The organism is Serratia sp. OS31 (assembly GCF_014164835.1).
In the GTDB taxonomy this organism is placed as follows: domain Bacteria; phylum Pseudomonadota; class Gammaproteobacteria; order Enterobacterales; family Enterobacteriaceae; genus Serratia; species Serratia liquefaciens_A.
In genome coordinates, this window is sequence record NZ_JACJFQ010000001.1 from 217,563 (window position 1) to 230,194 (window position 12,632).

11 protein-coding genes are annotated in these 12,632 nt (G+C 57.5%); 8 read left to right on the forward strand and 3 right to left on the reverse strand.

The features are described 5' to 3' along the window. Nucleotides 1–11: 11 nt before the first annotated feature. From arcD to H5P17_RS01010, 3 genes are all read left to right on the forward strand, one after another. Nucleotides 12–1,442: an arginine-ornithine antiporter gene (gene arcD / locus H5P17_RS01000; protein WP_182820844.1), complete on the forward strand. Its 1,431-nt coding sequence runs from the start codon at nucleotides 12–14 to the stop codon at nucleotides 1,440–1,442. Nucleotides 1,443–1,503: 61 nt separating this feature from the next. After that, nucleotides 1,504–1,995, forward strand: a complete 492-nt coding sequence (locus H5P17_RS01005) for an arginine repressor (protein WP_182820846.1) — start codon at nucleotides 1,504–1,506, stop codon at nucleotides 1,993–1,995. Between the two features lie 378 nt (nucleotides 1,996–2,373). After that, nucleotides 2,374–3,942: an ABC transporter substrate-binding protein gene (locus tag H5P17_RS01010; RefSeq protein WP_182820848.1), complete on the forward strand. Its 1,569-nt coding sequence runs from the start codon at nucleotides 2,374–2,376 to the stop codon at nucleotides 3,940–3,942. Nucleotides 3,943–4,180: 238 nt separating this feature from the next. On the opposite strand, the gene H5P17_RS01015 is transcribed toward H5P17_RS01010, so the two are convergent. The 3 genes from H5P17_RS01015 to H5P17_RS01025 are packed head-to-tail and all read right to left on the reverse strand — an operon-like array spanning nucleotide 4,181 to nucleotide 6,938. Continuing rightward, a complete protein-coding gene (locus H5P17_RS01015) occupies nucleotides 4,181–4,579 on the reverse strand; it encodes a RidA family protein (protein WP_020825011.1) in 399 nt (132 codons plus the stop codon). After that, complete coding sequence (locus H5P17_RS01020; RefSeq protein WP_182820850.1) at nucleotides 4,576–6,036, reverse strand: amidohydrolase family protein; 1,461 nt, start codon at nucleotides 6,034–6,036, stop codon at nucleotides 4,576–4,578. Before H5P17_RS01020 ends, H5P17_RS01015 begins: the two co-directional genes overlap by 4 nt. Before the next feature lie 38 nt (nucleotides 6,037–6,074). Beyond that, the gene (locus H5P17_RS01025; RefSeq protein ID WP_182820852.1) at nucleotides 6,075–6,938 is read right to left on the reverse strand and encodes a MurR/RpiR family transcriptional regulator; all 864 of its coding nucleotides are present in this window, start codon (nucleotides 6,936–6,938) and stop codon (nucleotides 6,075–6,077) included. A 192-nt stretch (nucleotides 6,939–7,130) separates the two neighbouring features. On the opposite strand from H5P17_RS01025, the gene H5P17_RS01030 reads away from it, so the two are divergent. The 5 genes from H5P17_RS01030 to pyrB all read left to right on the forward strand — a co-directional run bounded on the left by H5P17_RS01030 (nucleotide 7,131) and on the right by pyrB (nucleotide 12,632). Further along, entirely contained in the window at nucleotides 7,131–8,372 is a 1,242-nt protein-coding gene (locus H5P17_RS01030; protein ID WP_182820853.1) for an amino acid deaminase, read from the forward strand. A 19-nt stretch (nucleotides 8,373–8,391) separates the two neighbouring features. Beyond that, nucleotides 8,392–9,216, forward strand: coding sequence for an ABC transporter ATP-binding protein (locus tag H5P17_RS01035; RefSeq protein WP_182820855.1), 825 nt, complete (start codon nucleotides 8,392–8,394; stop codon nucleotides 9,214–9,216). Between the two features lie 205 nt (nucleotides 9,217–9,421). After that, nucleotides 9,422–10,378, forward strand: coding sequence for an ABC transporter substrate-binding protein (locus H5P17_RS01040; RefSeq protein ID WP_182820857.1), 957 nt, complete (start codon nucleotides 9,422–9,424; stop codon nucleotides 10,376–10,378). Then, the gene (locus H5P17_RS01045; protein ID WP_182820859.1) at nucleotides 10,378–11,382 is read left to right on the forward strand and encodes an iron ABC transporter permease; all 1,005 of its coding nucleotides are present in this window, start codon (nucleotides 10,378–10,380) and stop codon (nucleotides 11,380–11,382) included. The genes H5P17_RS01040 and H5P17_RS01045 overlap by 1 nt, the downstream gene beginning before the upstream one ends. A gap of 314 nt (nucleotides 11,383–11,696) precedes the next feature. After that, nucleotides 11,697–12,632 carry an aspartate carbamoyltransferase gene (gene pyrB / locus H5P17_RS01050; protein ID WP_020825004.1) on the forward strand — a complete coding sequence of 312 codons (936 nt, stop codon included), beginning with the start codon at nucleotides 11,697–11,699 and terminating at the stop codon, nucleotides 12,630–12,632.

Consider the following 12,632-nt stretch of genomic DNA (forward strand, 5'->3'; position numbering starts at 1 on the left):
GAGGAACCCTCATGTCTGAGAAAAAACTGGGGCTGGTTGCCCTGATCGCGCTGGTCATCGGCTCCATGGTAGGCGGTGGCGTATTCAGCCTGCCGCAAAACTTCGCTTCCGTCGCCTCACCTGGCGCACTGCTGATCGGTTGGCTGATCACCGCGGTGGGGATGATCTGCCTGGCATTAATTTATCAGAACCTAAGCGCTCGCTGCCCGCAGTTGGAGGGCGGTATTTACAGCTACGCTCGCGCGGGATTTGGCGATTTTATTGGTTTCCAGTCTGCCTGGGGCTATTGGTTCTCCGCCTGGCTGGGGAACGTGTCTTATGCGGTGCTGCTGTTCAGCGCCCTCAGCTTCTTCTTCCCGGTATTCGGCTTGGGCAACAACTGGCAATCGATCCTCGGCGCTTCCATCGTTCTGTGGTTGGTGCATGCGCTGGTGCTGCGCGGTGTGCAAGAAGCCGCCATGATCAATACCGTGCTAACGGTGGTCAAAGTGCTGGTGCTGTTGGTGTTTATTGTGGCGGTAGTGATCGCCTTTCGCATCGGCATTTTTACCGCAGATTTCTGGGGTCGCATGATGGTGATCGACGGCAGCCATCCCGCGCTGTTTGATCAGGTAAAAAACACCATGCTGGTGACCACCTGGGTATTTATCGGCATCGAGGGTGCCACGGTCGTCTCCTCCCGCGCCGCCAGACGCGCCGATATCGGTAAAGCCACGGTGATCGGCCTGCTGGGCTGCCTGGTGATTTATATTCTGGTCAGCGTGCTGTCGATGGGCGTGCTCGATCAGGCGACGCTGAATGGATTAAAAAATCCGTCAATGGCCGGGGTGCTGGAATCCGTGGTCGGCATTTGGGGGGCACGCTTTGTCGCCGCCGGCGTGATTCTGTCGGTAGCCGGTGCGTTGCTTGCCTGGACGCTGTTCGCCGCAGAGTTACCCTTTGTCGCAGCCAAAGACGGCATGTTTCCGCAGATATTCACCAAAACCAACGCCAATGGATCGCCTGCGGTGTCGCTGTGGATCACCAACGGTCTGATACAGCTCTTCCTGCTGCTGACGTTGGTCTACAGCGCCGGCTATCAGGCGCTGTTCTCCATCGCGACTGCCGCCATCCTTCCCCCTTATCTGTTCAGTGCAGCCTACGGTCTCAAGCTGGCGATCACCGGGGAAAGTTATCAACCGGGTGAATCACGTACCCGCGATCTGATGCTCGGGCTGATTGGCACCCTCTATGGTTTCTGGCTGTGCTATGCCGCCGGCAGCCAAATGCTGCTGACGTCATTGCTGTTTGTCCCCGGCTTGCTGGTCTTCCTCTGGCACCAAAAAAACCAGCACGCAGAGCGGTTGTTGAAAGGTTACGAAGCGCTGATTGCCCTTCTTTTGGTCATTGTCGCCATCATTACCCTTTATATGATTGCGACGGGTCATATCACCCTCGGTTAACCCATCTTCATTGCATTGATTTATATAGAGTTGTCACTCATTTTTAAACCAAGGCAACATAATGGCGAATAAAATAGAAACTCTGTGGGAGAAGGAACAACGGAAACTGGCATTGTGCCGCAAGCTGGTCGTGAGCCAACGCTATTCATCACAGGAGGAAATCCGCGGTGAAATGATACGGGGGGGCTATTCGGGTATCAGCCAGTCGACCGTTTCCCGTCTGCTGAACGCGCTGGGGGTGATGAAGGTGCAGAATGCCAAAGGGAAAAAGGTCTATTCTCTCAATGCGCTGCACCATCCAGTGCCTGATATTAACGAGCCGCTGACGGCCATGCTGATTGACGTCGAGCATAACGACCACTTTGTGCTGATCCACATGAATTCCGGCTATGCAAAAGCCATGGCACGCATTATCGATCTTTGCGCCTGGCCCGCCGTGCTGGGGGTTATCGCCAGCAGTAATGTGGTATGGGTGGCGCCACGCGATACCGCCTATGTCGCGCAGTTGCACCAGCGTCTGAAGACTTTGTTGGAAAACGATCCCCTTCTTTAATCACCCCCCCAAGCCCTCTTCAACGAGGGCTTGGGGCCGTTGACAAAGTTCTCTGTTGTTTAATGGTAGGGGCGCTGCATGCTGCGCCCAATAGCATAATCAATGAGTTAAATCGGGTCGAACATGTTCGCCCCCTACCGGTTTAGCCTTTTCGAATGTTTGTCAGCAGTCTGAAGCCCTCTTCAACGAGGGCTTTATTCTCTGGTGCGGTGGGCGGAGAGTTACCCGGCGTTCTATAGTGTTTTTGGACATATCAAATAGCCGATTGGACTTTGTCAGCCGCCGACAAAGACTCTACCGTGGCATTCTGGCGGCGAAAATGCCGTGAAAACAAACGATAACAATAATTTCTTGCCGTGCATTCAAGGGAAAACATCGATGAAAGCCAAAGTCCTGCCGCTGTTAATGCTTGCCGCCCTTTCCGCCTCCGCGCTGGCCGCCACGCCGCCCAATACGCTGGTGGTAGTGCAATCGCTCGACGATATCGTCAGCCTGGATCCGGCGGAAGCCAACGAGCTGTCGAGTATCCAGACCGTCCCCAGCCTGTATCAGCGGCTGGTGCAGGCGGATCGCGACGATCCGGCAAAAGTGGAGCCGGTGCTGGCGGAAAGCTGGCAGGGCGACCCCGTAGCCAAAACCCTGACCATCAAACTGCGTCCGCAGGCGACCTTCGCCTCCGGCAACCCGCTGACCGCCGATGACGTGATCTTTTCCTTTAGCCGCGCGGTGAAGATGAACAAGTCACCGGCGTTTATCCTCAACGTTCTCGGCTGGCAGCCGAACAACATCGACACACAGCTGAAAAAAATCGATGACCACAGCCTGCAACTGAGCTGGACGGCGAACGTCAGTCCGGCGGTGGCGCTAAATATTCTCTCCACGCCGATCGCCTCGATCGTCGACAGCAAGGCGGTGCAGCCTAACGCCAAAGACGGCGACTACGGCAACGCCTGGCTGAAAATGCACTCCGCCGGCAGCGGGCCGTTCAAAATGCGCGTCTATCAACCGCACCAGGCGATTGTGCTGGACGCCAACCCGACGTCGCCGGGCAGCAAGCCGCTGCTGAAAAGCATCATCATTAAAAGCGTGCCGGACTCCGCCACTCGCCGCCTGTTGATCCAGCAGGGTGACGCCGATGTGGCACGCGAACTGGGCCCGGACCAAACCGTGGCGCTGAAAAATCAGCCCGGCGTGAAGGTGCTGGAAATCCCCTCTGCCGAACAGAATTACCTGGTGTTCAACACCGGCAATAGCGCCAATCCGCTGTTGAAAAACCCGGCCTTCTGGGAAGCAGCGCGCTATCTGATCGACTATCAGGGCATCACTAAAGATCTGCTGAAGGGCCAATATTTTGTGCACCAGAGTTTCCTGCCGGTCGGGTTACCGGGTGCGTTGAAAGACAATCCGTTCAGTTTCGATCCGGCCAAAGCCAAGGCCATTCTGGCCAAGGCCGGTATCACCCATGCCTCGCTGACGCTGGACGTCGAGAACAAACCGCCGTTTATTACTATCGCTCAGGCGCTGCAGGCCAGCTTTGCCGAGGGCGGCGTGAAGGTGGAACTGTTGCCGGCTGCCGGCAGCCAGGTTTATTCACGGGTACGCGCCCGACAGCATCAGGCGGCGATCCGCCTGTGGATCCCGGACTATTTCGACGCCCACTCCAACGCCAGCGCCTTCGCCTATAACGACGGCAAAACCAGCACGGTGGCGGGCCTCAACGGCTGGCAGATCCCACAGTTGAACCAGCAAACGCTGGCGGCGGTGGCCGAAGCCGATCCCGCCAAGCGCACCGCGCTGTACACTGCCATGCAGCAAGAACTGCAACGCAGTTCGCCGTATGTCTTTATCGATCAGGCGAAAACCGAAGTGGTGCTGCGCGATAACGTCAAAGGCTATCAGCAGGGTCTGAACGCCGACATGGTCTACTACGATCGCGTCAGCAAATAACCGACTCGCGCCGTGGGGATACACAGCCTGGTGAAATGATGATTAAGGGAGATTTTGCCCCTAAGGCCACTGGCAAAGTGCTCCCAGGTTTCGTAGTAGGGGCGCTGCATGCTGCGCCCTATCGCATAATCAATAGGTTAAATCGGGTCGAACATGTTCGACCCCTACCGGTTTAGCCCTTATGCGGGTTAATCAGCGGTCTGAGGGTGGCTTCACCACCCTTTAATCGGCAAGCGCTCTAGCGGGGAATGCGCGCGGCGTTATAGCAGGTGATATCCACTTCAACCTTGCAATCCACTACCAGATCGGCGACCGCGCAAATGCGTGCCGGGGGGTGAGCGGCAAAGAACTCGCGAAAGACTTTATTGAATGACTGGAAGTAACGCGCATCGGTCAGAATGACCTTAACGTGCACCACGTCTTCCAGACCGTATCCCGCCTCTGCCATAATATCCAGGCAGTTTTGGATCGCCAGGCGCGACTGATCGATAATCCCCCCCTCCACCACTTCACCGTCTTTCATCGGCGTTTGGCCGGAAATGTACAACCAGCCACCGGCTTCTACCGCGCGGGAAAAGGGCAGATGCTGTCCACCGGTTCCGGTTCCGCCGTCAATGCCGTATCTTTTGATCGTCATGCCTTGCTCCTGTCGATTGAGTTGCCCTGACGGCACAAAAACCGCCCGGCGCGCAGGCCGGTCACGGCCTGATGTTGATAACTCAGCACGCCGTTCACCCACACCGCGTCGATCCCTGCGGCGGGTTGCTGCGGTTGGCTGAACGTCGCGCTGTCTTTCACCTTCAATGCATCAAACAATACCAGATCGGCGTAGTACCCTGTTTTGATCAGCCCACGCTGCGGCAGCTGATAACGCGCCGCTGACATGCCGCTCATTTTGTGCACCGCCACCGTGAGCGGGAACAACCTCTCGTCGCGGCTGTAGTGACCCAGCACCCGTGGAAAAGCGCCCCACAGGCGTGGATGCGGCATCGGATCGTTCGGCAAACCATCCGAGCCCACCATGGTCAGCGGGTAGCTCAACACCCGGCGCACATCCTGCTCGTCCATGTTGTAATAAATCGCCCCCGCCGGCATCAGCCGTTTGCCGGCTTCATGCAGGCTCATGGACCAGGCCCCGGCGATGTCCCGCAGGGATTGCCCGGCCTTTTCCGGATGCGGTTCGGACCAGGTGATAACGATATCGAACTCATCGGTGATCTGCTTTAAATCCAGCGTCGATGAACTGGCAGAGTAAGGGTAACAGTCGCAGGAGACGTCCTGCGTCTGGCGCACCTTGTCGAACAGCTTGAGCGTTTCCTGCGTGCGGCCCCAGTTTTTGGCCCCGGCGCATTTATGGTGCGAAATCACCACCGGCACCCGGCCATGGCGGCCAATGTGAAATGCCTCCTCCATCGCCTCGAGTATGGGTTCAAACTCCGAACGCAGGTGGGTAGTATAAATGCCCTGCTCACCCGCCAGCTCTTCCGCCAGCGCCATCACCTCTTGCGTGGGGGCAGAGAACGCCGAGGCATAAGCCAGACCGGTACTCAGTCCCAAAGCGCCCTGTTGCAACGCAGCACGCAGTTGCTTACGCATGGCGGCGATCTCTTCGGCATTAGCCGGGCGAAACAGGTCGTCCATCTGGTTGCTGCGCAGCGTGGTGTGGCCAATCAGCGTCGCCACATTCACCGCCGGCGTCACGGCCTCGACCTGTTGACGGTAATCGGCAATCGTTGGGTAAACGAAATGCGCTTTTTCCCCCAGCAGGTTCATCGGATCGGGCACGCTGGTTTTGATCACCGCCCCGGCGGCGCTGATGCCGCAGTTGCCGACAATCACCGTTGTCACCCCTTGCGATATCTTCGGCAGCATCTCGGGCATGCGGATCACGTTAGTGTCGTCATGAGTATGTACGTCGATAAACCCCGGCGACAGCACCCGGCCCCGGCCGTCGATCACCACCTCGGCCTCAGCCTCTACAGCAGGTGCGATAGCCGCAATCCGATCGTCTTTCACCGCCACATCAGCACGATATTCAGGCCCGCCGCTGCCGTCGATCACCGTGACATTTTTAATCAGATACTGATACCGCATGAATCATCATCCTCAGGTTAGTGTCTTGGGGGGCCGACTCAGTCCCCCAGCGGCTGCCGATCTTCTCCGCCACGGTGACTGTCCAGCGCCAGCTTGATGCGGCGCAGACGGTCCCGGGACTGGCGTTTATTCGCCATGGCCAGCGCCGTCGCCAGCACGTCGACCATCGCCAACATGGCGTAGCGCGAAGTACTGGGCTTGTAGATGTAATCATTTTCCCGCACCACCAGCGCCAACAGCACGTCGGCCTGCGCCGCCAGCGGCGTTCCTGCCGGGGTGATGGCCACCACTTTGGCCCCGTACTGGCGGGCAATCGCCGCGCTTTCCACCACTTCCTGCGTGTAGCCGCCCAGCGACAGCGCCACCACCACGTCCTGCCTGGCCACCGCCGCCGCCATCATGCGCACCAGCAAGCCGTCGCTTTGCGCGGTTACCGGCAGCCCGAGCCGGAACAGACGGTGCTGCACCTCTGCGGCGCAAATGGTCGATCCGCCCCCCATGCCAATGGCCAGAATTTGCCGCGCGTCGCTGAGCCACTCCACCGCTTTGGCCAGCGCCGGCTCGTCAATCGTCCGGCGGTTAATCGTCAGGACATTGATGATGGTTTCGTAAATCCCCTGGATCCCTTCCAGATCCGGCTCTTCATGGATAAACCGTTGCCCCACCGCCAACGACTGCGCCAGCTTGACCTTAAGGTCACGCACGTCACGGCAGCCCAGTATTTTGGCAAAGCGCGTGATCGAGGCCTGGCTGACCTGGGCCTGCCGGGCCAGTTCGGCAATCGGCAAAGCAGTCACCGCATCCGCATCGTCCAGAATGAATTGCGCGATGCGTTTTTCGGTGCTGCTCAGCTCAATAAAACGCTCTGTAATGCGCGAGATAATGTCGATATCCACACCCATTGCCTCACCCCATAGTGGTTAAATTTTGTCATTTACAATGCAGGAAAACAGTGGAAGACTACACAAAAATGAGCGTTAAAAATGATACTTTGTACCCTAAAATCAAAAAATAAAATTTAAATTCAATTAAAATCAAAACAATACATCAAGATATCCCATTCAAAAAAGATAGAACACCCAAAGGATAATGTTATGAAATACCAAAAAGATTTCACCGTTACCCACAAGGCCGCCGTGCTGCGCAGTGACCCGTCCGCGCCGGCAAACCTGCTTAACGAAGACGTCTGCCTGCCGGCCGCGGTGATCAAGCTCAGCAGCCTGGAAAACAATATCGCCTGGATGCAAAACTATGCCGACGCACGCGGCGTCTCGCTGGCCCCACACGGCAAAACCACCATGACCCCCTGGATCTTCCAGCGTCAGGTAGCCCAGGGCGCCTGGGCGGTGGGCGTCGGTTCCGCCTGGCAGGCGAAGGTGGCCATGGAGGCGGGCGTCCCCCGGGTGCTGATGGCCAACCAGTTGGTCGGCAAGGCCAACATGCGACTCATTGCCGAACTGAAAGCGCAACATCCCTCCACCCTTTTCCTTTGCTGCATCGACAGCCTCAGCAATGCGCAAGCCCTCTCGGCGTTTTTCAGCCAGCACGGACAAACCCTGGATGTCCTGTTGGAACTGGGCGTGCCCGGCGGCCGCTGTGGCTGCCGCAGCGTGGGACAAGCCGAGCAACTGGCGCAGGACATCGTCAGGCTGCCAGGGCTGCGCTTGCAGGGTATCGAGCTGTATGAAGGCGTGATGCACGGTGACGACGCCCAGCGCAAAATCGAACAATTTCTGCGTGACGCCGCCGGTCTGCTGCGTGAACTGCACCGGCAACGCCTGTTCAGCGGTGAAGAAGCGATCCTCACCGGGGCGGGCTCTTCCTGGTATGACGTGGTTTGCCGCGTTTGGGGTGAAGAATCGCTGCCGGAAAACTGCCGTCGGGTGATCCGCCCTGGCTGTTACATCACCCACGATCGGGGAATTTATCAGGATGCGCAAAATGCGGTGCTGGCCCGCGATAGCTACGCCTGCGACTTGGCGGGGGAGCTAACCTCGGCACTGGAATTGATCGCACTGGTGCAGTCGGTGCCGGAGCCGGGCCGGGTTATTGTCAATTTCGGCAAGCGAGATGCGGCTTTCGACGCCGGGTTGCCGCAGCCGATCGCCCATTACCGCAACGGGGTTCTGCAAGAAAGTGACATCCAGCAGCTGATCACCCAGGGGATCATGGACCAGCATGCCATGTTAAGCTGTCCGGCAGACTTCCCGGTGCAGGTTGGAGATATACTGGTGTTTGCCACCTCGCACCCCTGCCTGACCTTCGATAAATGGAAGACGCTGTTGGTGATTGACGATAATTACAACGTTATAGAAACCATTGAGACATCTTTCTGAGCACGGAAAAGGATATTTCATGACCAGCCTGCCCATCGACAGCCTGCTGTCGGTGCAGAACCTTTCCCTGGCGACCCCTGGGAAAAGCCCGCGGATTGATCGGGCCACCTTTAGCCTTCAGCCAGGCGAGTCCGTCACCATTATCGGCCCGAACGGCAGTGGGAAATCCACGCTGTTGCGGCTACTGACCTGTGAGCTCAAGCCGACCGAAGGCGAAATTCTCTTTCAGGGAAAGCCCCTAGCCAGCTTAAAACCCCTGCAACGCGCCCGCGCTATCGCCTTGCTGAGCCAGCACGATGATGCGGATTTACGGCTTAAGGTGAGCGAGTATGTGGCGCTGGGACGCCTGCCCTGGCTGGCCGATCATTCGCCATCTCAACACGCGCTGATAGTTGCCAAAGCGATGGAGGAGGTGGGTATCGGCCACCTGCAACATAGCCCGTTGGGCAAGCTTTCAGGCGGCGAACGTCAGCGCGCCGGCTTCGCCAGAGCTTTGGCGCAGCAACCGGTGCTGTTATTGCTTGATGAACCCACCAACCATCTCGATCCGCTGGCCCGGCATCAGTTGCTGTCGCTGATCCATAAGAAAAAGATAGCCACGATAAAAGTGCTGCACGATCTCGAGCTGGTGCAACCCTTTTCCGATAAGGTGATGATCATCAATGAAGGGAAAATCCTGTGTTATGGCCGCCCTGAAACGGTGCTGGAATCGGCGCACCTGCAACAGGTGTTTGGCATGAGAACGCTGCAGGTTCGTCATCCGGAAAGCGGCGAAGCCCTGCGTTTTTTCGAAGCTTTACCCACATCATCCCGGCACAATTCGCCACAATCGACAATTGTTTGATCTAACTACATTTGTCATACGAATTATTCAGGTATGTTGCCCCCGTTTCCAATAAACCGGGTTATTGACTTCGGTTTTGCCGTTTTGCCCACGGGGTTACCCGAGTGGGATGACCTTCCTCCGCCCCACCCCGCTGACGCCAGGCCAGACAACCGACGGTAATGCCCTCTCAATAGCCTTTCGGTGCTATGAATCTGGAGTCGATGTGAAAAACTTAACCCTCGCTGCGCTACTGGCCTTCACCACGGCAAGTGCCGGGGCCTCTGGCTTCCCCGTTACGGTGGACAACTGCGGCCAGCCCCTGACCTTTGAACGCCCGCCACAGCGTGCCGTTATTCAAGATATCAATATGTCGCAAATGGCCTTTGCCCTGCAGCTCCAGCCTTCTATCGTGGGCGTGACAGGGATCTCCGGTTGGTACAAAAACATCCCTGAATTCACCCAACAGCAGGGAAAAATTCCTGAACTGGCCCCCAAGTACCCGACCATCGAAAACCTTCTCGCCGCAAGCCCTGACCTGTTCTTCGCCGGCTGGAATTATGGGCTTCGTGGGGAAGTGACCCCGCAAGCGCTGGCAAAATTCAATATCAAAACGCTGGTGCTGAGTGAAAGCTGCATCCACGTCGACAACCATCGGCCACGGGCCAGCATGGATTTGCTCTACGACGATATGATCAGGCTCGGCAAAGTCTTTGGCAAACAGGAACAGGCGGAAAAGCTGGTTGCAGACTGGCAACGGCAGGTGGCAGATATCCATCGCAAAGTTGCGACGCAAAAACCCGTCAAGGTGTTCCTTTATGATTCCGGCGAAGAAAAACCCTACACCAGCGGAGCCTACGCCATGCCGACGGCGATTATTGAAGCCGCTGGGGCAACAAACGTGATGGATACCCTGAACACCAGCTGGGTGAACACCAATTGGGAAAGCGTGGCGGCGACAGAGCCTGAATTTATTATTCTGGTGGACTATCAGGCTGAATCCACCGACAGCACCGATGCCCGGCAGCTTTTCCTTGAACAACACCCCCTGATGAAGCAAACCCCGGCAGTGGTCCATCACCGCTATTTGAAATTGAAATACCAGGCGTTAACGCCGGGACCGGTCAATATTGAGGCGATCCACAAACTGGCTCAGGCCCTTTACCCTGCCGCGATTAGCTGATGTCGGAAAAAATGCGTTTCAGGCTGGCCTGGACCCTCGCCCCGCTGTTATTGGCAGGGTTAGTCTTCGCCAATGTCGCCCAAGGCAGCGTGTCGCTCTCACTCGCTCAGGTGCTAAGTGCGCTGGGCATCGTCCCGGGTGATGTGCCCCCCATGATCAAGAGCATCGTGCTGGAACTGCGTTTGCCACGCACCTTACTTGGGCTGCTGGCGGGGGCCGGCCTGGCGTTGGTTGGCGCCCTGTTGCAAACCACAACCCGCAACGATTTGGCCGATCCCTTTCTGTTTGGCCTCTCCTCTGGCGCCTCCGCCGGCGTGGTGCTGGTGATGACGCGCCTCGGCGATAGCCTCGGGGCCTGGACGTTACCGGTGTCTTCCTTTGCCGGTGGCATGATCTCTGCCGCGGTGGTGCTGGTTATTTTTATGACTCAATCGCAAAAAGGCACCGAAAAGCTGATCATCTGCGGGCTGGCGGTCTCTTTTTTATTCGGCGCCTTCACCAACTATCTGGTTTTTTCCGGCGATCAGCGTACCGCCAGCAGCGTACTGTTCTGGACGCTGGGCGGACTGGGGCTGGCCCGCTGGGATAACTTGATTTTTGCCTTGATAGCGCTGCTGTTGCTGGTGGTGTTGATTGCCCTGCGCTGTCGATCGCTGGACGGCTTGCTGGCGGGCGAGCAGACCGCCGGTACGCTGGGCATCAACACCCGCCGCTTGCGCACGGAAGTGTTTCTTTGCTGTTCGCTGGCGACCGCGTTACTGGTGGCATTGACCGGGGTGATAGGGTTTGTCGGCTTAATGGTTCCCCATCTGGCGCGCCCGTTTACCGGCGTACGTCACCGGCGCCTGCTGCCGTTGGTCGGGGTGTTAGGGGCCATATTGCTTTCTGCCGGCGATCTGCTGAGCCGCATCATCACCGCCCCCCAAGAACTGCCTATCGGGATCATTACCGCCGGGCTGGGCGGCGTTTTCGTTCTGGTGATTTTGCTGCGCCGAGCCCACTGAAGATAAATTTGCCTGCCATGCGGCTAAAGGCCACCAGCCAATCGATTGCGAAATGACAAAAATCGGCGTTTTAGCGCTTGCAGTGGCCAAAGGCGCGAGTATAATGCGCGACAATTTGCCAGGAGAAAGCATGAAAAACGACGTTTGTTTTGTTAGCCACAACCGACAAAACCGACTGCCAATCGGCAGCCAACTGCCGTTGTTTCTCCTGTTGCTAAACCGATCGTTTCAAGCCCCTCGTTGAGGGGCTTTTTTTTGCCTGAAAAATCTGTTCAAAGCCCCGCGCCACGGGCACGAGTCGAGGAGAGTGAAAAATGGCCAACCCGCTGTATCACAAACATATCATCTCTATTAACGATCTCAGCCGCGAGGATCTGGAGCTGGTGCTACGCACCGCCGCCAGCCTGAAAGCCAATCCGCAACCCGAGTTGCTAAAGCACAAGGTGATCGCCAGTTGCTTCTTTGAAGCATCGACCCGTACCCGCCTGTCGTTTGAAACCTCGATGCACCGCCTGGGCGCTTCGGTGGTGGGCTTTGCCGACGGCAGCAACACCTCGCTGGGCAAGAAAGGCGAAACGCTGGCCGACACCATCTCGGTGATTGGCACCTACGTCGACGCCATCGTCATGCGTCATCCGCAGGAAGGTGCGGCGCGCCTGGCGACCGAATTCTCCGGCGGCATCCCGGTGCTCAACGCCGGTGACGGCGCCAACCAGCACCCGACCCAGACGCTGCTCGACCTGTTCACCATTCAGGAAACCCAGGGCCGACTGAACAACATCAATATCGCCATGGTCGGCGACCTGAAATACGGCCGCACCGTGCATTCACTGGCGCAGGCCCTGGCCAAGTTTGAAGGCAACCGCTTCTTCTTCATCGCGCCGGATGCGCTGGCAATGCCGGCCTATATCCTGCAAATGCTGGAAGAAAAAGGCATCGAGTTCAGCCTGCACAGCAGCATTGAAGAAGTGGTCCCCGAGCTGGATATTCTCTACATGACCCGGGTGCAGAAAGAGCGTCTGGATCCTTCCGAATACGCCAACGTGAAGGCGCAGTTCGTTCTGCGCGCGGCGGATCTGGCCGGCGCACGCGCCAACCTCAAGGTGCTGCACCCGCTGCCACGCATTGACGAAATCACTACCGACGTGGACAAAACGCCGTACGCCTACTATTTCCAGCAGGCGGGTAACGGCATTTTCGCCCGTCAGGCGCTGCTGGCGCTGGTTTTAAACGCAGATTTGGCTCTTTAA